The organism is Streptococcus danieliae (genome assembly GCF_025447695.1).
Taxonomy (GTDB): Bacteria; Bacillota; Bacilli; order Lactobacillales; family Streptococcaceae; genus Streptococcus; species Streptococcus danieliae.
Genome location: NZ_JAOBSU010000012.1, coordinates 1 through 22986 on the forward strand (window position 1 = coordinate 1; position 22986 = coordinate 22986).

22 protein-coding genes and 2 tRNA genes are annotated in these 22986 nt (G+C 43.4%); all 24 read left to right on the top strand.

What is annotated here, in order from left to right; translation table 11 throughout:
• Positions 1-247: 247 nt before the first annotated feature.
• A tRNA-OTHER gene (locus tag N4310_RS01520) sits at positions 248-306 on the top strand.
• Positions 307-400: 94 nt separating this feature from the next.
• Positions 401-489: transfer RNA gene (locus tag N4310_RS01525), tRNA-Ser, on the top strand.
• A gap of 81 nt (positions 490-570) precedes the next feature.
• Positions 571-1839, top strand: coding sequence for a DNA modification methylase (locus N4310_RS01530; RefSeq protein WP_262091810.1), 1269 nt, complete (start codon positions 571-573; stop codon positions 1837-1839).
• Between the two features lie 30 nt (positions 1840-1869).
• Positions 1870-2325: a stress-induced protein gene (locus N4310_RS01535; RefSeq protein WP_262091811.1), complete on the top strand. Its 456-nt coding sequence runs from the start codon at positions 1870-1872 to the stop codon at positions 2323-2325.
• Between the two features lie 61 nt (positions 2326-2386).
• Positions 2387-3541 (top strand): PBSX family phage terminase large subunit, encoded by a 1155-nt coding sequence (locus N4310_RS01540; RefSeq protein WP_338092435.1) that lies wholly within the window; start codon positions 2387-2389, stop codon positions 3539-3541.
• Positions 3541-4941, top strand: a complete 1401-nt coding sequence (locus tag N4310_RS01545) for a phage portal protein (RefSeq protein ID WP_262091813.1) — start codon at positions 3541-3543, stop codon at positions 4939-4941. The genes N4310_RS01540 and N4310_RS01545 overlap by 1 nt, the downstream gene beginning before the upstream one ends.
• Positions 4934-6409 (top strand): minor capsid protein, encoded by a 1476-nt coding sequence (locus N4310_RS01550; RefSeq protein ID WP_262091814.1) that lies wholly within the window; start codon positions 4934-4936, stop codon positions 6407-6409. Before N4310_RS01545 ends, N4310_RS01550 begins: the two co-directional genes overlap by 8 nt.
• Positions 6410-6422: 13 nt before the next feature.
• Positions 6423-6557 (top strand): hypothetical protein, encoded by a 135-nt coding sequence (locus N4310_RS01555; protein ID WP_262091815.1) that lies wholly within the window; start codon positions 6423-6425, stop codon positions 6555-6557.
• 55 nt (positions 6558-6612) lie between these two features.
• A complete protein-coding gene (locus N4310_RS01560; protein ID WP_262091816.1) occupies positions 6613-6825 on the top strand; it encodes a hypothetical protein in 213 nt (70 codons plus the stop codon).
• Positions 6826-6955: 130 nt separating this feature from the next.
• Positions 6956-7159: a hypothetical protein gene (locus tag N4310_RS01565; RefSeq protein ID WP_262091817.1), complete on the top strand. Its 204-nt coding sequence runs from the start codon at positions 6956-6958 to the stop codon at positions 7157-7159.
• Positions 7159-7329: a hypothetical protein gene (locus N4310_RS01570; protein ID WP_262091818.1), complete on the top strand. Its 171-nt coding sequence runs from the start codon at positions 7159-7161 to the stop codon at positions 7327-7329. The genes N4310_RS01565 and N4310_RS01570 overlap by 1 nt, the downstream gene beginning before the upstream one ends.
• A gap of 103 nt (positions 7330-7432) precedes the next feature.
• Positions 7433-8020, top strand: coding sequence for a DUF4355 domain-containing protein (locus tag N4310_RS01575; protein ID WP_262091819.1), 588 nt, complete (start codon positions 7433-7435; stop codon positions 8018-8020).
• 16 nt (positions 8021-8036) lie between these two features.
• Entirely contained in the window at positions 8037-8858 is an 822-nt protein-coding gene (locus N4310_RS01580; protein ID WP_262091820.1) for a N4-gp56 family major capsid protein, read from the top strand.
• A gap of 4 nt (positions 8859-8862) precedes the next feature.
• Positions 8863-9183 (top strand): phage head-tail connector protein, encoded by a 321-nt coding sequence (locus N4310_RS01585; RefSeq protein ID WP_262091821.1) that lies wholly within the window; start codon positions 8863-8865, stop codon positions 9181-9183.
• 294 nt (positions 9184-9477) lie between these two features.
• Positions 9478-9819, top strand: coding sequence for an HK97-gp10 family putative phage morphogenesis protein (locus tag N4310_RS01590; RefSeq protein ID WP_262091822.1), 342 nt, complete (start codon positions 9478-9480; stop codon positions 9817-9819).
• Positions 9819-10214 carry a hypothetical protein gene (locus N4310_RS01595; protein WP_262091823.1) on the top strand — a complete coding sequence of 132 codons (396 nt, stop codon included), beginning with the start codon at positions 9819-9821 and terminating at the stop codon, positions 10212-10214. The genes N4310_RS01590 and N4310_RS01595 overlap by 1 nt, the downstream gene beginning before the upstream one ends.
• Complete coding sequence (locus N4310_RS01600) at positions 10214-10723, top strand: phage major tail protein, TP901-1 family (protein ID WP_262091824.1); 510 nt, start codon at positions 10214-10216, stop codon at positions 10721-10723. Before N4310_RS01595 ends, N4310_RS01600 begins: the two co-directional genes overlap by 1 nt.
• 74 nt (positions 10724-10797) lie before the next feature.
• A complete protein-coding gene (locus tag N4310_RS01605) occupies positions 10798-11151 on the top strand; it encodes a tail assembly chaperone (RefSeq protein ID WP_262091825.1) in 354 nt (117 codons plus the stop codon).
• Between the two features lie 32 nt (positions 11152-11183).
• Positions 11184-11516 carry a hypothetical protein gene (locus N4310_RS01610; protein ID WP_262091826.1) on the top strand — a complete coding sequence of 111 codons (333 nt, stop codon included), beginning with the start codon at positions 11184-11186 and terminating at the stop codon, positions 11514-11516.
• Positions 11506-15999, top strand: coding sequence for a phage tail tape measure protein (locus N4310_RS01615; RefSeq protein WP_262091827.1), 4494 nt, complete (start codon positions 11506-11508; stop codon positions 15997-15999). Before N4310_RS01610 ends, N4310_RS01615 begins: the two co-directional genes overlap by 11 nt.
• Before the next feature lie 11 nt (positions 16000-16010).
• Entirely contained in the window at positions 16011-16802 is a 792-nt protein-coding gene (locus N4310_RS01620; RefSeq protein WP_262091828.1) for a distal tail protein Dit, read from the top strand.
• Positions 16799-22402 carry a phage tail spike protein gene (locus N4310_RS01625; RefSeq protein ID WP_262091829.1) on the top strand — a complete coding sequence of 1868 codons (5604 nt, stop codon included), beginning with the start codon at positions 16799-16801 and terminating at the stop codon, positions 22400-22402. The genes N4310_RS01620 and N4310_RS01625 overlap by 4 nt, the downstream gene beginning before the upstream one ends.
• A 10-nt stretch (positions 22403-22412) precedes the next feature.
• The gene (locus tag N4310_RS01630; RefSeq protein WP_262091830.1) at positions 22413-22634 is read left to right on the top strand and encodes a hypothetical protein; all 222 of its coding nucleotides are present in this window, start codon (positions 22413-22415) and stop codon (positions 22632-22634) included.
• A 2-nt stretch (positions 22635-22636) separates the two neighbouring features.
• A complete protein-coding gene (locus tag N4310_RS01635; RefSeq protein ID WP_262091831.1) occupies positions 22637-22885 on the top strand; it encodes a hypothetical protein in 249 nt (82 codons plus the stop codon).
• Positions 22886-22986 lie beyond the last annotated feature (101 nt).

The following is a 22986-nucleotide window of genomic DNA, read 5'->3' on the forward strand; positions in this document are numbered from 1 at the left end:
CAGTATTACGATTATAAGCGAGCAGCTTTGTTAGCTTTTGCGGAATTGTATAGAGAAGGTTCTCTAATCATTCATGAGTTATAAATTTTTCGGAGGTTTTCCCAAGAAAATTCCAAGATTTTTCCGAGAAAGCTCGGAGGTTTGGGACGATTTTAGGTGCTAAACTAGTATCATCACCAGTTGAGCAGAAGCGGTGATAAGTATCTCCTAATTTATTTTTAGGGTGATTTCCCCAAATGTGAATCGTTAGGAAGTAGCTCAGTGGAAGAGCCGTCTAAGTCGCAGGTTCGATTCCTGCCTTCCTAATAGGTTCCACCGGGTGCGGATACGCCTAGTTATAACCGGTCAGAGAGTGACGTCTTATCTGGCTTTCCCTTTGGTGGTGGTTGAGAGGGATTTTGGAGAGTTGGCAGAGATGGATGATTGCACCTGTTTGCTATGCAGGCGGACGACCTTAAAGTTCCGTGGGTTCGAATCCCACACTCTCTTTTTGGCACGACAAGTGTCAAAGCAAAGAACGACTAATTAACCCAGGATAAGGCCGACAGGTCTTTTTTGGTGGAGAAAATCATGCAGATTATACAGAAAGAATTAGGAGAGATTAGGCCATATCCTGGAAACCCTCGGATTAATGATGAGGCTGTGGATCCAGTTGCTGAATCCATCAGAGAATTTGGTTTTAAGGTTCCGATTGTAATTGACAGAACTGGCGAGATTATCAATGGCCATACTAGATACAAAGCAGCTCAAAAGCTCAATCTGAAGTCTGTTCCGGTCATTGTAGCTGACGACTTGTCAGAAGAACAGATCAAAGCGTTTAGGCTTGCTGATAATAAGACGTCTGAAATCGCTCAATGGGATTTAGAGCTTTTGTTTGATGAGATGTCAGAGATAACTGATTTGGACATGACCTTATTTGGCTTTGAGGAATCTGATTATTCGCTAGATGATATTTCAGAAGAAACCGAATCAGAGACTGCAGACGGTGATGAGATAGAGAAAGCTGAAGCTGAGTTTGTTTCACTTGGTGATGTTTATCAACTTGGCCGCCATCGATTGATGTGTGGTGATAGCACAAATCTTGATGATATGTCTGCCTTAATTGATGGACAGGAGATTGATTTGTATGTCACAGATCCACCTTACAATGTAGCTTACGAAGGCGGAACAGAGGAAGCTATGACCATCCTTAACGACAGCATGGATGACGCTAGTTTCCGTCAATTCCTAAAAGATTCTTTCAAGGTTGCAGATGAATTTTTGAAACCAGGGGGAGTTTTTTATATTTGGCACGCAGACTCAGAAGGTCTTAATTTCAGAGCTGCAGTTAAGGAGACTGGCTGGCTCTTAAAGCAGAACCTGGTCTGGGTAAAAAATTCCATTGTTTTAGGTCGTCAAGATTATCAGTGGAAGCATGAACCTTGCTTGTATGGTTGGAAAGATGGCGGCCCGCATTACTTCGTAGATAATCGAGCACTTGCTTCAGTTATCGAGGAAGATGAGGACAATCTAAAAGAGATGACGAAGAGTGAACTCATTTCTTACATCAAGACGATGCAAGAAGAAAGTCCATCTACAGTTTTCTTTGAAGATAAGCCAGTCAGAAACGACATCCACCCAACCATGAAACCTCTCAAATTAATTGCTAGGTGTGTTTTGAACTCCAGCAAGAAAGGTGACAAGGTGCTTGATAGTTTTAATGGGGGCGGTTCTACATTGATTGTCTGTGAGCAGACGGAGCGGACCTGCTTTGCTATGGAGTTGGATCCGCTCTATGTTGAAAGGACCATCAAGCGATGGGAGGATTTGACTGGTGAAAAAGCAGAAAAAATAGAGTGATTTAAATGAGTTTCAGAAGGAAGTGAGGCGATGGCGAATGAGCAAAACCTGATACCAAACTCAAAGCGAACCCCGAGCGAACGCCGAGAAAATGCAAAAAAAGCAGGGCTTGCTTCAGGTAAAGCAAGAAGAAAAAAAGCTGATTTGAGAAAGGCGTTTGAAGTGATTCTTCAAGCGGATGTTGCCAATCCAAAGGTGAAGCAACAACTTGAAGATATGGGATTTGAGTCTACTAATGAAATGGCTTTGGCAATGGTGATGCTGCAGAAAGCCATGAAAGGGAATGTCCGAGCGTTCGAGCAGATTGCGAAGTTGACGGCTATCGACACGAAAGACTCACTTGATAAAAAAGAACAACGAGAGAAAATCAAAGCCCTGCAGCTTGCTAATAAGAAGGCAGAAAGTTCTCAAGTTGATGACACTTCAGACGCTCTTGAGAAGTATTTCAGAGCACTTGGAGAAGAGGTAGACAAGAATGCCACTTAGTGATCTGTACACAAAAAAACAACTTGAAATCTTGAAGCGTTCGCGTTCTGAAGATTGGTTTATGATGATAAACCACGGTGCTGTTCGTGCCGGAAAGACAAAGTTAGATAATGACTTGTTTATCTTTGAATTGATTCGGACGAAAGAAAATGCCAAGCTCGACGGCGTTACCAATCCTATGTACATTCTTGGAGCGACAAGCGCTGGAACTCTGAATTCGAATATTCTCAGGGATATTGAAGATAAGTATCAGGTCGACTTCAAGTTTGACAGATATGGAAATTTCACGTTTATGGGAGTTTATGTCGTAACGACCTTCACGGGTTCAATTGCTGGTTTGAAGGCTATTCGTGGTATGACTTCTTACGGAGCCTATATCAACGAGGCAACGCTGGCCAATAAAGAGGTTTTCGATGAAATCATTAAGCGTTGTTCAGGTAGGGGTGCCCGTATCATTTGCGACACTAACCCAGACAATCCGAATCACTGGTTGAAGAAAGATTATATAGATAAAGCTGATGGTGTTACGATTATAGAAAATCATTTTACGATATATGACAACAACTTTCTGAGTGAGTCATATGTAAAGAATTTGGTGGCCACAACACCTAAAGGAGTCTTTTTTGAGCGTGGTATCCACGGTCTGTGGACCGTGGCAGAAGGAGTTGTCTACACCGAGTACGACAAAAGCACCCACGAGATAGACGAACTTCCGGACATGGTTGAGTATTTCGCTGGTGTCGACTGGGGTTATGACCACTTTGGTTCGATTGTGATTGTCGGCGTTGATAGAAATGACAACTATTATCTAGTAGACGGCATTGCGGACCAGGGGCACTATATCGAGTGGTGGGTAGAGCGTGCTAAAGAGTTCAATGCCAAATACGGTGATTTGGAGTTCTTTGCTGACTCAGCTCGGCATGAACACGTCGAAAAATTTAATGATGAGGGTCTCGATACTTACAATGCGGATAAATCTGTTATTGCTGGAATCGAGACGGTGGCCCGTCTATTTAAAGAAAAACGATTATTTATTAAACGAGGAATTATCCCTCGTTTTTTTGATGAAATTTATCAATACAAATGGAAACCCAACAGCACGAAAGATGAACCGTTGAAAGAATATGACGATGTACTAGATGCTTTGCGCTACGCTCTACATTCGAAGATTTCGGGTGTTGGCGTCAAAGTAAAATTATTCAAGGGAGGGTTTTGATGTCTCAAGTTTTTCTGAATAAAAGAAAATTGCTAACTACATCAGCGAAAGAGATAACGCCAGAAGTTGTCAGTGAAGCGATTCGCTTGCATATCGGAGAACTCAATAAAAAGTACCAGGCCAATGAGTCCTTGTATATGTCTGATCATGAAATCTTGCGTGAAAAAGAAAAAGATCCGTGGAAACCCGATAATCGGTTAGTTATCAACTACGCAAAATACATCGTGGATACTTTTAGTGGCTACCAAATCGGTGTCCCAGTTAAAGTTGCTCATGATGATAAATCCGTATCTGACTTTATTGATAATTTTCGGAAGTTGAATGACATGGAGGATACAGAGTTCGAGTTGGCTAAGATCGCTGATATTTTCGGTCACGCTTTTCTTTATGTTTATCAAGACGAAGAGAAAAATACCCGGGTCACTTATAATAGTCCAATCAATATGCTCATTGTTCATGATACGAGTATTACTGAAAAGCCACTATTTGCAGTTAGATATGCTTTTAATAACTCTGATGCAACAGGCTATGGTCAGCTAATCACGGAACGTGAGATTAGGGAATTGACGGTCCAAGCAGGAGGAATTGTGACATTTGGAGAGTCAACTGCCCACATCTATGGAAGATTACCTGTAGTAGAGTTGATTGAAAATGAGGAGCGTCAAGGAATCTTTGATAGTGTCAAAACTCTCATAAATGCGCTTAATAAAGCAGCAAGTGAGAAAGCTAATGACGTTGATTATTTCGCTGACGCTTACCTGAAAATCGTAGGTGTAGAGTTGGATGAAGAAAACGTTGGAAGCATTCGGGAAACTCGCATTTTCAATTTCTGGCGCAAGGGTGAAGGTCCGCAACCGGATGTTGGATTTCTTGAAAAGCCGAATGCTGACACAACCCAAGAGAATCTGATCAGATTGTTAAAAGACTCCATCTTTGCTATCTCAATGGTGGCGAATATGACTGAAGAAGATTTTGGGAATGCTTCAGGAACTGCATTGGCCTTTAAGTTGCAAGCGATGGACAATCTAGCAAAAATGAAGGACCGGAAGATGCAGTCGGCCTTCAATCGATTGTACGAGATTGTTTTCAATGTACCGATGGCAAGCGTCCCATCAGATGGGTGGAAGGATATTAAATACCAATTCACCCGTAATGTTCCCCGTAATGTTCTTGAAGAAGCACAAATTGTAGCCCAGTTATCTGGTCAAGTTTCCGATGCCACTAAACTTTCTGTCTTGTCGATTGTGGATAATCCTGAAGCTGAGTTAAAGAAGATTGAGAAAGAGGAAAAAGAGAAACAAGATTCAATCCGAAATAACATGCTTGCCATGGATAGAACCACCGACCAGGATTTGCCTAATTCTGATGGCAAAACGCTAAAGGAAGTTCAAGATGAGTAGGGCAGTTGATTATTGGAAGGAGCGTGCCAGGAAAGAAGAAGAACTGAGTCGTAAGCGAGATCGTAATGTTTCAAAAGAGCTAGAGGATTTGTACAATCTCTACATCAAAGAGATCGAAAAGCAAATCTACGCTATGGAGAAACGCTTTGCTGAAAAGAAAGGTCTTACTGTTGCTGAGTTGAAAAAATTGACGGATCAGTACGATGTACAGGCATTCAACGCAAAAGCTGCTAAGTATGTGAAAGAAAGGAATTTTACAGACGAAGCAAATAAGGAGTTATCTTGGTACAACTTCACAATGCGATTGAATCGGCTGGAAGCAATTAAAGCAGAGCTCAGTCTTGAAATGTTGGCTTTAGCTAGTGAAGAAATTAAGGCAACTGGTAACTTCTTAGATGCTGAATATCTCTATCGTTTGAAATCTCAAGCGAATATTCTGGGTGTTAGTATTCCGACTGATTTAACGCTACGAAATAAAGCGAGAGCAATAGTTGACTCCAACTTTGAAGGGGCTGTTTGGTCTGAACGAATTTGGGGACGGCAGCAGAAACTCCGAGATTTAGTGGTGAAAACAGTTAGCGATCTTTTGATTCTTGGTAAGAACCCGACAACTGCTATTCCAGCGATTCGCCGAGCCTTTGATGTATCAGTGTTTGAAGCTAAGCGATTGGCTGTCACGGAAGGCGCCAGGGTTGCAATGACTGCTCAAAAGAACATCATGAAAGCCAATGGTTTTGATTACTACATCTATCTTCCGGAGACTTCTGCATGTAAGATTTGTAAACCTCTTGATGAGAAGGTCTTTCGGCTTGACGATATGCAATCAGGAAAGAATGCTCCTCCTATGCACCCATTTTGCAAGTGTACGATAGCGTCACACTACGCAGATGGAAATAAATATAACGATGGCGTAGCTGATGGGGTGTTAAATCAAGCAAGGAGAGTTGGTGAGAAAGTCGCAATTACGGATCAGGCTATTTCTAAAGTACCGAAAGTCATTATTCCAGGTTATACATCGGCTCAAAACGGAAATCTGCAATTGATGCATAAACAGTTGCTAACTGAAGCTAGAGATAAAAATAATTCAAATGAATTAATGTATATCCTGCTTGGTGAAACCCCTGTGAAGATTTTCGGGAATCAAACAGAGGTAGATATTAACAGTAGCGCTGACGCTCGTTTCATTTTGAATAGCTCAAATAGGCAGACTTTGACAGCGCTACACAATCACCCTGGAGGCTCAACGTTTTCATTAAATGATTTCAACTTTTTCATGGGAACACCGTCGATTAAGACTTTAACAATTGTAACCAATACAGGTCGTGTCATGTACGTTACGAAGACAGAGGCTTTTGATTTCTTTGGGGCGGTAACAGCCATCAAAACTTTAGATCTGACAGATGAAAAATATGTTGAAAAAGCGATAAAGTCAATGTATAATTACGGTATAAGATATAAGCTTAGATAAGGAGGAAATCGTCATGACAGATTTTGAACGACAAGAATTAGATAAGTTGAGAGCGCGTAGTTGGCGTTTGGACGGTCCAGATGTATTCACTCCTGAAGAACAGACAAGATTTTTTGAATTACTTTTAAAAGAACATGAAGCAGCTTAAAGCACCTAGAGCAATCTAAGTGCTTTTTTCATACTCAAAAGGAGGAAAAATATAGATGGTTAAAAGCGAAGTTCTGTTACCTGAGGTCGTTTTAGATAAAAACGGATTATTGATTGATGGGCATAGATTGAAATTTGTTGTTGACGATTCCGTTTCTGTGAATCACCAAGGAGGAGTTGTTCTTGTTTCTCTGACACTTGTTGCTGGTAGTTTTGAAAGCAAAGGTACAGAGAGCTTAGAGTATAGTTTTACTAGCAAGGAGAAATAATGGCACATCTAATCTGGAGCATTGTAAGCGCCCTGGTCGGTTTAGCGGTCGGGCTCTTTGTTGTATCGATTATGATCGCATATATCGTGTGTTTTGTTAGAGAGTTGAAGAAAGCTGGAAAGGAGTAAGTATGAACAAGCGAATAACGAAGAAGCGTGAGCTTGAAACTCGTTTACGAATTGCAGAAACCCACATCGATTTTCTGATCCGCGAGAATATTAGGTTAAATCAATTGTTCGAGCGGAATGCACAGGCCACGAACAATGAGTTTGAGGCGGTGCGTAAAGAAATTCGTAAAAAACAAAAGAAAGGTTTCGTGAAGCGGTGGTTGTGATGGATAAGATAGAAACGGCTATAAGTATGATCCACACTTTCAAGGAGCGTTATCCAGATGCACAGATTACCATTGGGGCTTCAAAAGCGCTTAAACACGAAGATAAGAAAACTATTCAAACTGGTATAGCAGTTTCAGTTGAATTTAAGCACGAACCACATGAAATCTAACCGTCTGGAATCCCATACGGTTTTTATTATGCCCAGAACTTGCTCAAGGCGTAAAAAGGTGCCAAGGTATCAGTCCACTCAGGACTTAAAAAGGGAGGGCCGCATGGCAGAAGAAATCAAAGAATCAGTAGAACAAGACGTACAAGAGCAAGCTAGCACTCCAGATACCGAACAATCTACTGAAAAAACATTCACCCAAGCAGAGATGGATGAGATTATCCAGCAGCGCTTGAAAAAAGCTGAAAAGTCATATGCTCGCAAAATGCAGGAGCAACTTGATGAGGCTGAAAAACTTCGTCAAATGAATGCAGAACAAAAAGCTGAGTATGAGAAGGAGAAACAGGAAGCTGAAATTGCTGACCTTAGAGCTCAACTCAACCGCAACGCTCTCGAAAAAGAGGCGTCTAAATTGCTTTCTGAGACAGGAATTGTCGCTGATGATGAAATCCTTAGCTTTGTTGTCAAAGAGGATGCAGAGGGTACGCAGGAAGCCATCAATCGCTTTTCTAGCTTGGTGAATGATATGGCTGACAAGAAAGTCAGTGAGATGCTAAGAGGGAATACTCCGAAGAAGATTGAGGGCAACCTTAAAACCTCAATGACAGAAGAGGAATTCCGTCAATTGTCTTATACAGAACAGGCAACTCTCTATCAAGAAAATCCTGAACTGTACGCACAGCTTAGTAAATAAGAAAGAGGTATAGAGTATGACACAAGGCCCAACTAAAGTCGCAAACGTCCTCGTTCCAGAGGTGCTTGCGAATATGGTTTCACATAGTTTGAAAGAAAAATTGAAATTTACTCCACTTGCAGAAGTCGATACAACACTTGTCGGGCAACCAGGAGATACGATTACCGTTCCTAAATGGGAATATATTGGTCCAGCTGTAGATGTGGCAGAATTGGCTGAAATCCCAACTGACCAACTCACTCACAGTAAAACCGCTATGACTATTAAAAAGGCTGCTAAAGGGGTTGAACTTTCCGATGAAGCGGTCACTCGTGGTTACGGGGATCCTTATGGTGAAGCGGTCAAACAGTTGTCCACAGCAATTGCTGACAAGGTCGATTCTGACGTGATGGCAGCTGCTCGAGCTGTTACAAAGTTAACGGCTGGTAGCGCAACTACTAAGATCGAGACTGCAGTTGAGAGTGGAGTTCTAGCTTTCAACGAGGAGGATTTCGATAGCCAGACGGTTCTTCTGATCTCACCTAAAGGACATGCTTCTCTTCGAAGTTCTGCCTTATTTGACAACACAAATCTCAAAGGGGAGCTATTGACTACAGGAGTCGTTGGTAAGTTCCTTGGTGTAGACGTAGTATTGTCTCGTCGCTTGGAAGACGGAGAAGCTTTCCTTGTCAAGAAAGGGGCTTTCAAACTTGTCGAGAAGCGTGGAGTCCTAGTTGAAGTAGAGCGTCGGGCAAAAACAAAATCCACTGCCATTTACGCCGATAAGCATTATGGTGTATATGTGGCAGATGACACCAAAATTGTCAAAATCACTCACAAGAAACTAGGAGGATCATAAGACAATGGAGGTTATCGACCAAGTTAAAGCCTTGCTGGGAATTACAGATAGCTTGCAAGATGACCTCTTGTCAGTTATCCACGACTTAACAAAATCGCATTTTCTCGTTTACACGGGGGATGAGGCAGTCCCGCCAAAGCTAGAGTTCATTATTGTAGAGGTTATGGTCAGTCGCTATAACCGAGTCGGTTCAGAGGGGATGAAGAGTCAGAAGATGGAAGGTTTTACGATGGAGTTTGACCTGTCTGATTTTGAACGCTATAAGGGTGTGTTATCCAGGCAGTATCCTTCGCTGAATGGAAAGGCTGGGTTTAAAATGCTATGAGATTTAATAAACGAGCAAAGATAATTTTTCTAGCAAACAAACCCAGGTATGATCCGGAGCTGGGCAAGATGATTAAATCCCGAGATGAGGAGCTTATTCCTTGTGCGAGTTCGGTAATATCTGATGATTTAATGGTTCGAATGCTTGGAAATGTAGACGTAAATGCGCAGGTCTTAGCATTTAACTGTAGGTTTCAAAGGCCAATTTCAGAAATCGAATTTGAGTCTAAAAGATTTGTTCCGTTCCAGAAAAAGGTTTTAGGGAATCGTACTCTAATCTATATTAGGGAGGTAAATGTCCGTGGAAATAAAGATAGTCGGAATTGAGGAATTTACCCAATATATCGGGGAACAACTTGATAAAAAAGGTGATATGAGTCAGTTAATGCAGAAGTATGGAGGCAAACTTGAGCAGAAAGCGAAGTCTAATGCTCAATTTGCTGGGAAATATACTACTGGTGCAACTAGACAAAGCATCACGCTGACAACTACTAGTACTGAGGCTAAAGTTAGTGCTGAGACCGAATATAGTGGATATCTGGAATTGGGTACTCGCAAGATGGAGGCCCAGCCTTTTATGAAACCAGCACTAGATGCTGTGTATCCTGAATTTATCGAGGAGCTGATGAAAGATTGATGAGAGAAATTGATCAAGCGTTGTATGACGCTATTTTTTTACTTATCGAAAAATCCGATTATCCGGTCTATCCATACCTCCCTGATCTGGATACGCAATATCCGTTTTTTGTGATGGGAAGTACCCAACATTATCCCGATGCCTTAAAGAACGGATTGAGTGGAAGATTAAATCTCGATATTCATTTTTGGTCAGAGGCTGATAATCGTCGCATGGTATCGGATTCCTTGGGTAAACTAAAGATGTTGCTTGATTCTCTAGGTAGAGTCGAGGAGTATCGGGTCTTTTTCGATATGACGAGTACTAGCTCAATTGTCGTAGATAATAGCACAGACGAGACTTTGCTTCACGGTGTGCTAAATGCAGAATTTAAATATTTAAGAGGTGAAAAATAATGGAATTACAATCATCACACGGAAAACGTCGAGTACTAGCTTTTCGGAAACTTGGCGATGTCCAAGCCGGAGCTAAGCTGGCTTTTCAAACAGAACATAAGTGGGAATATGAACGGAAATCAGACAATAAGGCAACCAAGGATGGAAATATTGCTTCTGGGGGCTCTCTGGAAGTTAAGTTATCCATCAATGGGATTGCTTCAAATGACCCAACTAATAAACTTCTCGCAGATTCTGTAAAAGAAGGATTTGAATTGGAAGTTTGGGATATCGATCTTGATGGAGAAAAGAAGAACAATAAATATCCTGCGAAATATGCCCGTGGAACACTTAATAAATGGGAGATTCCAGCTAAGGCAGACGAGTTGGTTGAAATCTCTTCGGAGATGTCTATCAGCGGTCAACCAGTAGATGGGTATACAGCTCTAACCTTCGAGCAGGAGCAAGAAGCGATGTATGTCTTCCAGGAAATGACTGAGAAAGCAGCTTCTACTGGGAGACAGAGTTAAACAACATTTTAGGGTTTAGGAGTGCTTTGAAAACAAGGCGCTCTTTTTTTAGATTTTGAAGGAGGAATATTGACATGAAACACATTACGATTGCAGGAAAAGAATTTGAATTACATTATGGACTCGCTTTTATCCGAGAGTTGGATAAGCGTTATAGTACCAGCTATCAAGGTGTCCAGTATGGTATGGGGGTTCGTTTTGTGACACTTTATCTAATTGATGAAAACCCTGTTGCGCTTTTAGATATTATCCAGGCGGCGTTAATTACTGAAAAGAAAGCGCCGAGCGAGCAAGAAATTGAGACTTGGCTTGAAGAACAAGAAGACTTTGAAGGACTATTCCAAGGTTTTTTAGACAGCTTGAAGAAATCCAAGATGACGCAAGGGACAGTCAAGAAGATTCTGGAAGCGACGGAAGCAGCGGAGTAAGTCTAGAGACCTCGAAGGATACTTATGAGGATATGATTACAGAGGCTCTTGCGTTTTTTGGTATGCATGACTTGGTAGAAATCAAGAGGATGACGTTGCAGGAGTATTTGTTGCGACATAAAGCACATATCAAGCAGTATCTTGAGAAGGAAACGCTGATTCATCTTCAAGCGTATAAAAATCGAGAAGTTAAAGCGACTAAAGACGGTAAAACATACGTCTTTGCTGACTTCTCTGATTTTTATGATGTTAAGTCTAGACAAAGGAAGTTGCTGGGAAGCAAGCCTAAATCACTCAACCCCGTATTACTCGAGCGAATGAGACGGTCTAAAGAATTTAGAGAGGAGAAAATAGATGGCAGATAAAAGCTTTAAGATCCAGGCCATACTTTCTGCTGTCGATCAGAATTTCAAAGCTACATTTCAAGGCGCTGAATCAGCTATCCAAAAATTTGGGCAAGGCACAAAGTCATTAGGTGGAAAATCTCTTGACTTTATGGACAAGCACGGAAGAGCGATGTTAGCTGCAGGGGCTGCTACAACAGCATTCGGCGTTAAGACCATGAATGATTTCGGTAACTTCGAAGCCAATATGAATAAGGCTGCGATAGTTGCCGGGGGGACTTCTGCTGATATTAAAGGCTTATCTAAAGTTGCCCTAAAAATGGGTAAAGATTTACCTTTGTCTGCTCAAGAAGCATCCGAAGCAATGATCGCCATGGCTCAGAACGGTGCAGACGTTGCAACACTTAAAGAAGTTTTCCCTGCCGTGGCTATGGCATCGACTGCTGCAGGATCCGACCTTGTCCAAACAGCTGGAGTTGTTCAACAGGCTATGGTTGTCTTCGGAGATAGCCTGCAGAGTCCTCAGCAAGGGGCAGCGTTGCTGACTAAATCTGCCAACCTTTCCAACGCCTCTATCGAATCAATGCAACAAGGGCTGTCGAATGTGGCATCTAGCTCTCGAATGATGGGTATGGATTTAGCGACTACCTCGACTGCTTTGGGTCTATTGACCAATACAGGTATGTCTACTGCTCAAGCCTCTCAAGATTTGAACCACGCTTTACTTCAAATGATGGCTCCAAGCAAAAAAGCTGCTAAAGCTGCAGATGCTTTAGGGATTTCTTTCCAAGACCAAGAAGGAAAGATGAAGCCGCTACCACAAATTTTGGATGAGTTGAACACAGCGACAGAGGGAATGAGTAATGCTCAAAAATCAGCCGCTATGAAAGCCTTATTCAATACTGCAGGTATGCAGGCTATGCTTCCGCTTATGGATGCCATGAAGGATAAGAGTGGGGACACTACTAAATCTTGGGACGCTTATAGTGAAGCTCTAGAAAAAGCTGGGGGAAACCACGAAGCTGCGGTTAAATATCTTGAAGAATCTGCAACAGATATGCAGAACAACATCGGATCTAAAATTGAAGGACTTGGCGGAGCATGGGAATCGCTCGTTATGAATGCCCATGATGGAGCTAAGGATATAAATGGTGCCTGGATCAAGATGGCTACTGATGCGGTAACTTGGGCCGATGAATCAGACTCACAGTTTGCGAAAGTGATTCGTGGTGCTATCGGGTTGGCTCCTGCAATTGGTGGAGGTATGACAGCGGTAGGTACTGTATTCACCAATGCACGGAGTATTGTAAATGGTTTCGGATCAGCGTTTAAGGTTCTCGGGAAATTAAATCCATTCCGTCTGTTAAATAAAACATCTAAAGCTGGCGCTGCTGAGTTAACAAATACTGTTAGTAGTGCAGATGGAAAGATAAAGGCCGTTGGAGAAGGTGCTAGAGCCCGAGGGACACAGACCAAAGGTTTTGTAACACAACTATTCGAAGGAATAGGAAATGTTATTCGTAGCTTCGGGGATGTTGTGAAAAATATCGGCCAAGGCATATCGACGGCGTTCAAAGGAATCGGTCAGGGGATATCTACCGCTTTTAAAGGAGTAGGTCAAGGATTATCTACAACTTTCAAAGGCTTGGGGACGGGCATATCAACTGCTCTCCAAGGATTGGGTAAAGCGGCATCAACTGCTGCTCAAGGAATCGGAACAGGGTTATCCACAGCCTTTCAAGGTTTGGGACGAGCGCTTGCAATGGTTCCGCCAACCACTTTGTTAGCTCTATCTGTCGCAATTCTAGCAGTGGGAGCAGCTCTAGCTTTGGCAGGAACTCAAGGAGCTGGTATTAAGCAGATTTTTGAGGGTCTTGGAGAAACTTTTCGAGGATTCGGAGAAGGAGTTCGCAGTATCTTCCAAGGTGTGGGAGATATTATCCGAAGTTTTGGCGATGCAATCGCAACAGTTGCCTCAGCAATTCTTCAAGGTCTTGCACAGGCTATTGTCGCAGTTGCTCCTGTAATTGGCGCTTTTGCTCCAGTTATCGAGGCGGTTGGGACTGCGATTGCATCAGTAATCACAGCAATTGGCGGATTTGGTCCACAGTTAGCTGTTTTGGTGGCAGCAATTGGCACGGCAGTATCACAGATTGTCACAGCGATTGGTGGTGTTTTGCCTAATTTAACTTCATTTGTTGCTCAGTTAGGGACAAGCATTCAAGGAATTATCACAACTTTTGCAGGAAGCCTATCCCACGTTATTTCAGTGACAGGAGATGCAATAAGTCAAGTTGTAACTTCAATCGGAAATGCAGTTTCTCAAATTGCTACTGCGATTACTCCAATTGTGCAAATTGTTAGCGATGCCTTTGTGCGGGTCGTTGAGGTTGTAAGCAACGCTATTGTACAGATTGTACAAGCTTTAGCGCCGTTCATGCCTGAAGTTGCTCGAGTGGCCGAGGCAGTAAGTCAGGCGGTTCAATCAATTGCTGATGCATTTGTTCAGCTTGCTGCTCAAATTCCTGGAATACTCGCAGGAATCCAAGGGGTTATTCAAGCATTTGAAGGTGTTATCCGCTCAGTATTCGATGGCGCTGCCAAGGTCATTGAAACCTTCGGAAATGCGGTCAGAAATGTACTTGACGGAGTGCGAGGTGTTCTTGATGGCGTTAAGGGGGTCTTTGAAGAATTTGGGAATGTTGTTGAGAAGGCCTTTGATGGAGCATCTAAAGTTATTGAGACGTTTGGTGATGCTGTCCGTAATATCTTAGACGGTGTCAAAGGTGTCATTGAAGCTATTGGAAATAGTGCTAAGAAAGCTGGTGAAGGGTTTGATAAGTTTGCAGATGGGGTTGTTAAGATTACCAATACGAATCTAGCGGATCTGGGAGCCTCCATGGGGACTGTAGCCACAGCTGCGGGGAACATTGCAAAACATGGATCCGGTTTAGTGGAAGCTGGAACAGGTCTTGCTGCAGTTGCAAATGCTCTTCCAAAAGTGAAAGAAGCTAGTACAGGCATTGGGGAATCTCTCCAAAGCGCAGGTCAGGCTTTGAATTCTTTTGGGAATACTGTACGGACTGCTTTTACTTCATTGATGCAAGCAGGAGCGAGTCTAACTTCGTTTGTCTCACAACTGACCGGTGTGTCGACATCGATTACAATGGTTCAAACTTCCATGATGAGTCTAGGGAGCACAATCACATTTGTGATCCAATCGTTTGCAAATATTGTAAGCATCATCACTAGTTTGATGGCTTCATTTTCAATTTTGTCAACATCACTAACAAGCGCTCAACAGGCTTTTACTAGTTTCGGTCAAACAGCTTCAACAACGATGACTAGCTTTTCTCAAATTGGAACTCAAGCAACATCTGCCATGACCAATCTAACCATGGCCGTTACAACTGGCATGACTGATGCGCAGACTGCGGTAACTGCAGGTATCACTGCGATTACACAAAGTTTAGTGACAGGATTTAGCAATTTAGGATCAGCAGCAACCGCAGGGATGACTCAAATTTCAACAGCGGTGACTTCTGGATTTACAGGTATTACTGCTAGCGCGGCAGCAGCTATGGCAAGCTTGTCAGCCGCAATTCAAAGTGGATTTATGGCTGTTATCGCAAGTGTTACGGCTTCCATGAGTTCAATGAGAGCTGCAGTACAAACAGCGATGAGCTCAGTTGTATCCACTGTGACTTCAGGCATGAGTCAAATGAATGCTTCAGTTGCAAGTGGTATGAATGGGGCTATCGCCGCAATTTCTGGAGCTATGAGCAGAATTAGTTCTGCAATTACAAGCGCCATGGCTCAAGTCAACAACTCAATCAGAAGTGCCATGTCCCAAACTGTAAGCGCAGTTCAAAACGGTATGAATCAAATGTCTAGTGCTATGCAATCAGCTGGAAGTCGGATGCGTTCCATTGCCCAACAAACCGGACAAGGCATCTCCCAAGGAATCACCAACGGGATTCGAGCAGGGATTGGAGGAGCGACTGCGGCAATGTCTGCCATGGTATCTGCAGTCCAAGCTCGAGGAATGGCTGGTGTAGGAGCTATGCGTCAAGTAGGGGCTTTTATCGGTCAAGGTTTGGCGCAAGGCATGCTTTCGGCTTTAGGTGCAGTTACGGCTGCTGCTAATGCACTTGTAGCTCAAGCAGAACGCGCTGCACAAGCCAAAGGTAAAATCGCATCGCCTTCGAAACTATTCCGTGACAATGTTGGTCGCTGGCTTGCAGAAGGGGTTGCAGTTGGTATTATTCGAAACGCTGACAGTGTAGAGGATGCAATCGCTGAGACAATTGATAGAGCGCAAGAATACACCTTCTCAAGCGGCCTAGCTATGGACTTCACAGCATCGTTGAATCATCAGTTGGGTTACGATGCTCCAAGCAAACCTGTAGAGTTAACTTTTAATTTAGGCAAACGAGCCTACAGAGAATTTGTATCCGATATCACATCAGCCCAAGAGGTAGAGTTGCGATTGAGTGATTACTAAGGAGAAAGAATATGTATAATTTTGTAGATTTAACCAGTCGATCTAGAGCGGAGCCCTCAAGGCTCCCTGTGGATGACATGAAAGTTAATGGTAGGTCTTTATCGGATTGGGTTCCAGGCTATCGACACTTGACCGTGAAGGGACGAGGGATTCAAGCTCGGCGTATAAAAACCCAAGAAGTACCAGGTCGGCGAGGTCTTTGGGTTGATAGTGTCGAGGACAAGGAACTTGTACTAGAAATCCAGTATTTATTAGAAGCCAGAACTAGCGCTGATCTACGAGAAAGATTTGGCAATTTGAATAAGGTGTTACGGACTCACGGTCCAAGTGGTTTTTTAGAAATCAAATTCGATGATGAATCTAGCTTTACCTACTACGCTATTCTTACGGATAGCGAGGATATAGAAGAGGATAGCTATACTCTTCGAAGTTCTTTCAAGTTACTAGTTCCGGATGGATATAAGAAAAAAGATCCGCAAAACTCAACAGGTCTTATTTCGCTGACTCACGCTATCGAGGTATTACCTGACTCAATTATCGCCACGGTATCAAGGACAACGGATAATGTACAAATCATTAACGGGAATAAGATATTGTCTTTCCGTGGGTCCTATCAACAAGGAAAAGATATTGAGCTGGATTTCCGAGGGGATGAAGTCACAATCCGCTATGACAATCGGAGCATTTTGAGCGAGCTGGAACGCTTTAGCCCGCTTGAGGTTTTCACGGTCAAGAATCGAGATACGCTTACCGCAAAAAATGCGTCAATTAAGAGGGTTGTTTGGAGGGATGAACAAGCATGATTTATCTTTTTGATGAAAACGAAAAACTTTTTAAGGTCCTGAAAAAGGAATCTTTAAAAAGTGCGGATCAGACTTACAGCCTGACAACGGAGAATTATGTCTCTGATCGTTTGACGATTGAAACAAAGGGGATGAATGCTGCTGAAGTGGAAAAAGCCCATTTCATGGCGATTCAATCACTGGAAGACCGCCATAAGTTCCATTATTTCTTTATTGCCAGAAAAGAAACGGATGAGACTACGGTTCTTGAAGGTGTCCAATCTGGGATTGAGGAACTTCGTAAAACGCCGGTCTATGATAAGCGCCCACGCAATCTATCCGCCCGAAACGTCATTGAGGACTTGCTCCGGGATACCAACTGGATTCCTCGGTTTATTGCCGATACAGGTTTGAAGAATACCAACCTCTATTACACCTCGGTCTTTGAAGCTCTCAAGAAGGTCTGCAAGGTCTGGGGCTTGGAGATGCAGTTCTTCGTTGAGATGAACGGCAATCAAATTGGTGCTCGTTATATTGATTTTAAAAAGAAAATCGGTGAAGCGACAGGAAAGCGGGTTGTCTATGGCCACAATGCCTTGAAGATTCTCAGTGAGAGCGAATCGACTAACCTTTTCACGGCTTTAATCGGGCGAGGAAAAGGGGAGCAAGTTTCATCTGCTGAAGAAAATGAATCCGGCCAAGCTGGATATGGTCGCAAAATCAACTTTGAGGAGATTGTTTGGTCGAAATCGAAGGGGAATCCTGTAGATAAACCTGCGGGTCAGAAGTATGTCGAGATTCCGGAAATGACGCAAAAGTACGGGATCTTGAATGCAGATGGGACCAGACGGGCTAAGATTGGCTTTATTGATTTTGGGGATGAAGAAGATAAGGAAGCGCTTCTGCAACAAACCTACGAAGCTTTGAAAGATGCTTCACGTCCAAAATTGACCTTGAAAACGTCGAGTGTGTATCTGAAAAATGTTGGAATCGGTGACACGATCCGAGTCGTCCGGCATGATAGAAAGCTAGATTATGAAACTCGGATTTTTGAAATCACCATCAACCGCCTCAATAATAAATCAACTGATATCAAACTTGGGGATCGGACCAGTCAAAGTAACGAGGCTAAAATTCAAAGTGCAGCAGACAGAGCGATTGAGGAGTTTGTGGAAGGGAATTTCAATGACTTCATTCAGAATCTCCCTGATTTCCTTCCAACTGCCGATGGATTCAACAATAACTGGTATAGCCAAGAAGACCCTACAGTCAAGCATGCTAAAAAGGTCATGATTGGAGATATCTGGTACAAACCTGATCCAGAACATGAAGGTCATAAAATCATGCTTCGTTGGACTGGAGAGATGTGGGAGGAGATTCTCCGGACCTACAATGCTGAACGGCTAAGGGAAGAGATTGAATCTCAAATGGCCGAGGTCGATGGCAAGATGAGGAGCTTGGACGCTGAAATGAAGAGTCGAGTTGCAGACCTATTGGCCAAGGCAGGTCTCGCACAGTCCACTGGCGAGGAAGCCAAGCGTCTTGCTGAAAAAGCCAACGCTGACTTAGTTAAAGAGCGCGAGCGCTCTAATTCAGCTATTCAAGACGCTTTGTCAGAGGCTAGACGTTTGGACCAGGAAGAGCGAAAAGCGACTGAACGGGCTATTCTAGCAGCCAAAACAGGGGCTGTAGTAGAGGCTACGAACTTACTCAATGTAGCTAAGCGAGCTTTAGAAAATGACCTGTCTAGCGCCAATCGTTTGATTCTTGAGTCTAAACGGATTTTGGAAAGTCAAGTGTCGGGAGTCTCAACCGAGCTGACTAAGACCAATGATACTATTAAGACCTTGGCTAAAAAGACCGATGTAGACCGAGTTAACCAACGTCTGTCTAGTGCAGAAACCAGCATCACCCAACAGGCAAATCAGATTGCTTTGAAGGCTAATCAGCAGACAGTGGACGGACTTACTAATCGGGTTCGGTCGGCGGAATCCTCGATCACTCAACAAGCAAATCAAATTGCCTTAAAGGCTAGTACTTCAGATGTCAATGCGCTTAAAAATCGAGTGTCGACTGCTGAATCAAGTTTGACAGTCCAGGCAGGGCAGATAGCTGCTAAGGCGAATAAGTCGGACGTTGATGTCTTATCTGGAAAAGTCTCACGGGCAGAAGCGAGTTTACAGGTTCAGGCAGGGCAGATAGCTGCCAAGGCTAGCAAAACTGATGTAGACAGCATGGGGCAGAGAATTGCAACGGCAGAAGCTAGCTTGACGGCTCAAGCTGGTGAGATTGCCCAGCGTGTGAGAAAGTCTGACTTTGATCGGGAAACAGGACGCTTGAGTACTGTTGAGGCTTCTGTTCGTAACTTGGGAGATCGAGTGACGACGGAGATTTCTCGAGTCGAGACAAAAATCCCCGAGGGGTATGGTGGGGCTAATTTGATTCTGGAAGGAGCTCGTCAAGTAGACCCTGGTAATTATTGGAGAGGTGCTGTTCTTCGTAAACACGACTATTACCACAATCATGAGAAGTATTTATTTGAGTTGAATACTGCTAGTCCTGATGAGGTTTTAGCCAGCTCTAATCGTTTCAAGGTTAAGCGAAATACTAAATACTCCCTTAGTTTTTGGACGTACTCAGGTGGAAACATGAAGAGCTTTGATGTTTTCTTTCTAGCTCGTAAAAAAGGTGAAACTAGAGATTTCACCTCGGCTAATAAGATTATTAATGGCAAAGCTCCGAGCCCACATAGAGCGGAGTATGTGACAGTGACGTTTGACAGCGGCGATAACGATGAAGGTTATATCCGTTTTGATAACAACGGATCCAAGGATGGTAAAATAGCCATTTTTGGTTTTGCGGAAGTCATGCTAGTCGAGGGGGCTACACCGGCTCGATATAGTCCTGCTCCCGAGGATACCATTCAAGAGATTCAGTCTGTGAAAACGACTATTACTCAGACGGCAGAAGGGGTGACCCAGCTATCGACCAAGGTCAATCAAAACAAGGACAAGTTAACCCAGCAAGAAACGCGAGTCAATCAGCTCATTGGTGAGGTCTCGAGTAAGGTTTCCAAAACAGAGTATGACAATCTCAAACGGACTGTTGACAACCAGGCGACACAACTTCGGCAGACAACTGAGTCAATCAATCTCAAGGCTGATAGAACTTTGGTTACAACGGTTCAAACGGCTGCGACAGAAGCTAAGAATCTTGCAAACTCTGCAACCACAAAAGCGAACCAAGCTGATAGCAAGGCAACTGACGCAACTACAAAAGCTAATCAAGCATCTTCTAAAGCTGATTCTGCTGTGAATACAGCAGGCCAAGCTAGCGAGAAGGCAACGTCTGCTGATAGTAAGGCTACTAGCGCAATTACAAGAGCAGACAATGCTTCGACCAAGGCAGACTCTGCTGTAAGCATGGCTAATCAAGCGAGCCAAAAAGCCACGTCTGCCGAAAGTAAAGCGAATGGAGCCACTGCTAAAGCAGAAGACGCTACCAGGAAGGCTGCGGAAGCTATGGGTAAATCTGTTGACGCCCTGGCTAAAGCAGGGTTGGTTGACACAAAGGCTGCAGAAGCGCTGGCAAAAGCTATCCAGAACTCACAGAGTATTTCTAGAGCACAAGCAGAGCTTCAAGTGACCAATGATGCAATCAAAACAAAGGTATCCAAAGTGGATTTTGACTTGGCCAATCGAAAACTTGCCACTGCAGAGACTCAAATCAATACGCTTGCTGGTCAGATTTCTACCAAACTATCTCGCACAGAAGTAGTACAGACTATTGAATCTAAAGGCTATCAGACTGCTGCCCAAGTAGACAGTAAGATTACTTCCAAAGGCTATCAGACTGCTAGTCAAGTCGATTCTTTAGTTCAGGCTAAGGGATATCAAACAGCTGGTCAGGTTGAAGCGGCAATCACGTCTAAAGGCTATGTGACTACAAGTACTTTTAGTAACACTATCCAGCAGACAGAAAGAGGTCTAGTTAGCCGAATTGCTCAAGTGGAAACCAAAATTCCAGAGGGTTACGGTGGTGCTAATTTGATTCTTGAAGGGGCTAGACAGACAGCAGGGCACTACTGGAGGAATAGTACGCTTAGTAAACACGGTTACTATCACAATGGCGAAAAGTATCACTTCCAGCTGAATACTGAGCAATCTGGAGAAATTACATCAAGTTCAAACCGCTTTAAAGTTAAACGGAGTACAAAGTATACTCTCAGTTTTTGGACATACTCGAGTGGGAACATGACAAATTTTGATGTATTTTTCTTGGGACGTAAGAAAGGTGAAACCAAGGATTTCACGGTAATCAATTTGATTATCGATAAAAAATCCCCGAGTCCACACGGGGCTGAGTATGTAACAATTACTTTCGACAGTGGAGAAACCGATGAAGGTTATATTCGTTTTGATAACAACGGGTCCAATAATGGTAAAGTAGCCATTTTTGGCTTTGCGGAAGTCATGCTGGTTGAAGGAAGCACTCCAGCACGTTATAGTCCTTCCCCTGATGAATTAGCGACTACAGTGGCCCTCCACGAGGTCCGTGACACTGTAGATAGTCATACTAGAACCTTGACGGCTCAGGGGCGTTCTATCAGTCAATTCACGCAGACGGCAGAAGGGATTGTGTCCCGAGTGGCAAGTACTGAAAGTGGAGTTGCTCGGTTAGATGGACGGGCTAACTTTGTGGAGTCAGCCCTGGATGCCACGAAAACGGAAGTCAGTCAGCTTGCAGGTTCCTGGGCGGTCCGGAATCTTACGAACTCAGGTACCGTCTTGAATCAGCTGAATCTCAATAAAGATGGTTCAGTTAAGATTGATGGTAAGTTGGTTCAAATCACAGGTCAGACTTACATTCAAGACGGGGTGATTAGCTCTGCTAAGATTGGCAATCTGGATGCAGGAAAGATTACCACCGGGACCTTGAATGCTGGGCGAGTGAACTTGATTAACCTGAACGCAGATAACATTACCACAGGAGCTATGACGGCTAATCGAATCAGAGGTGGGCAGTTGACTTCTTTGAATGGCGCGACTCGATTTGATTTACAATCTGGTGAACTAAATTTCATGACAAACAATCCGGCCATTCGAAGGGTTGTTGCAGGGTTGCCGAATCAATTTGTGAGATTTGGGACAGGGTTTGAATCCTCGGATGGAACTTTTTCTAATTTGAATAAGCGAAGAACAATTAACTCAAATGTGTCTAGTGCTTCGTTTGGGGTAAATCGTTCAGGCTGGGAAGTAACGAATACTGGTTCTTTTACTGGTATCAATGTCTTTGCCTCCGGTCCGAGTCAAGGAGACAACGTCGTCGACCGCATTGGTATCCATTCAGATATCTTGGTAGTGTCCCACAACACTATCGAGGGGCAACGTGGCTGGATTTTTGAAAACTGGGTACCAGACGTGAATCAAAAACGGCTGTATACTATGAGACCTATGCACAATGACCACGTCAACTACAAAGCTTATATCGGAACGTCTGAGTATCCGATCGATGATCTTTTTGCCCTGGAAATGACTTTTAGGGGGCATCGACTTGCGGCTATTTTGAAGGATATTGCAAACCGAATCGGGCATTCCGGTTGGGCAGATAATATGGGATAGAGGATCGACTATGAACGACAAAACACTACAATTTTTCGCACAGGATATAGCTGGAAAGCTGACTCAAGCTGAGTTGGAAGCTAGCGAGTTTAAGGCTCGGTATCAAGCCGAGCTTGAGGAAGAGAATGAGTTGGCAGAAAAGCTAGCTCACTTTGAACAGGTTCTAGAATCGGACCAGGCGCTCAAAGAACTATTTGAAGAAGCAGCAAACAAAATGAAAGAAGGTAACTAATTATGACACTAGAAATCGTACGTACTGTAAAACTTGAAGGACAACTTAAAATTGGGGAAGAAATTGTAAAAATTATGACAGCTGAATTTGATGAAAAAGGAGCTGCCCATCGAAATGAGTGGATCAATAACGATGAGCTCTATAACGCCAATCGCCGTGAAATGCGGAAGCAGGAGCGTGAGTTCCAAGGTAAGGTTTTCGAGGTTGAAGATGAAATCTTGGCATCTCTATCTGACAAAACGGAGGACTAGTCATTGAATTGGGGAGAAGTTACAGGGCTTCTGACAGCAGTCGGAGCCCTTTTAGGTGTTGGCCATAAAATCATTTCAGAGCTTCGGGCTAATAGTCATAA

Bases quoted from the DNA above. Each gene is read 5' to 3' on its own strand.
- N4310_RS01625 (WP_262091829.1), top strand. From the start codon at position 16,799: ATGATTTATCTTTTTGATGAAAACGAAAAACTTTTTAAGGTCCTGAAA.
- N4310_RS01620 (WP_262091828.1), top strand. From the start codon at position 16,011: ATGTATAATTTTGTAGATTTAACCAGTCGATCTAGAGCGGAGCCCTCA.
- N4310_RS01615 (WP_262091827.1), top strand. From the start codon at position 11,506: ATGGCAGATAAAAGCTTTAAGATCCAGGCCATACTTTCTGCTGTCGAT.
- N4310_RS01635 (WP_262091831.1), top strand. From the start codon at position 22,637: ATGACACTAGAAATCGTACGTACTGTAAAACTTGAAGGACAACTTAAA.
- N4310_RS01595 (WP_262091823.1), top strand. From the start codon at position 9,819: ATGAGAGAAATTGATCAAGCGTTGTATGACGCTATTTTTTTACTTATC.
- N4310_RS01530 (WP_262091810.1), top strand. From the start codon at position 571: ATGCAGATTATACAGAAAGAATTAGGAGAGATTAGGCCATATCCTGGA.
- N4310_RS01535 (WP_262091811.1), top strand. From the start codon at position 1,870: ATGGCGAATGAGCAAAACCTGATACCAAACTCAAAGCGAACCCCGAGC.
- N4310_RS01540 (WP_338092435.1), top strand. From the start codon at position 2,387: ATGATGATAAACCACGGTGCTGTTCGTGCCGGAAAGACAAAGTTAGAT.
- N4310_RS01575 (WP_262091819.1), top strand. From the start codon at position 7,433: ATGGCAGAAGAAATCAAAGAATCAGTAGAACAAGACGTACAAGAGCAA.
- N4310_RS01545 (WP_262091813.1), top strand. From the start codon at position 3,541: ATGTCTCAAGTTTTTCTGAATAAAAGAAAATTGCTAACTACATCAGCG.
- N4310_RS01600 (WP_262091824.1), top strand. From the start codon at position 10,214: ATGGAATTACAATCATCACACGGAAAACGTCGAGTACTAGCTTTTCGG.
- N4310_RS01560 (WP_262091816.1), top strand. From the start codon at position 6,613: ATGGTTAAAAGCGAAGTTCTGTTACCTGAGGTCGTTTTAGATAAAAAC.
- N4310_RS01570 (WP_262091818.1), top strand. From the start codon at position 7,159: ATGGATAAGATAGAAACGGCTATAAGTATGATCCACACTTTCAAGGAG.
- N4310_RS01585 (WP_262091821.1), top strand. From the start codon at position 8,863: ATGGAGGTTATCGACCAAGTTAAAGCCTTGCTGGGAATTACAGATAGC.
- N4310_RS01580 (WP_262091820.1), top strand. From the start codon at position 8,037: ATGACACAAGGCCCAACTAAAGTCGCAAACGTCCTCGTTCCAGAGGTG.
- N4310_RS01555 (WP_262091815.1), top strand. From the start codon at position 6,423: ATGACAGATTTTGAACGACAAGAATTAGATAAGTTGAGAGCGCGTAGT.
- N4310_RS01605 (WP_262091825.1), top strand. From the start codon at position 10,798: ATGAAACACATTACGATTGCAGGAAAAGAATTTGAATTACATTATGGA.
- N4310_RS01550 (WP_262091814.1), top strand. From the start codon at position 4,934: ATGAGTAGGGCAGTTGATTATTGGAAGGAGCGTGCCAGGAAAGAAGAA.
- N4310_RS01630 (WP_262091830.1), top strand. From the start codon at position 22,413: ATGAACGACAAAACACTACAATTTTTCGCACAGGATATAGCTGGAAAG.
- N4310_RS01565 (WP_262091817.1), top strand. From the start codon at position 6,956: ATGAACAAGCGAATAACGAAGAAGCGTGAGCTTGAAACTCGTTTACGA.
- N4310_RS01610 (WP_262091826.1), top strand. From the start codon at position 11,184: ATGATTACAGAGGCTCTTGCGTTTTTTGGTATGCATGACTTGGTAGAA.
- N4310_RS01590 (WP_262091822.1), top strand. From the start codon at position 9,478: ATGTCCGTGGAAATAAAGATAGTCGGAATTGAGGAATTTACCCAATAT.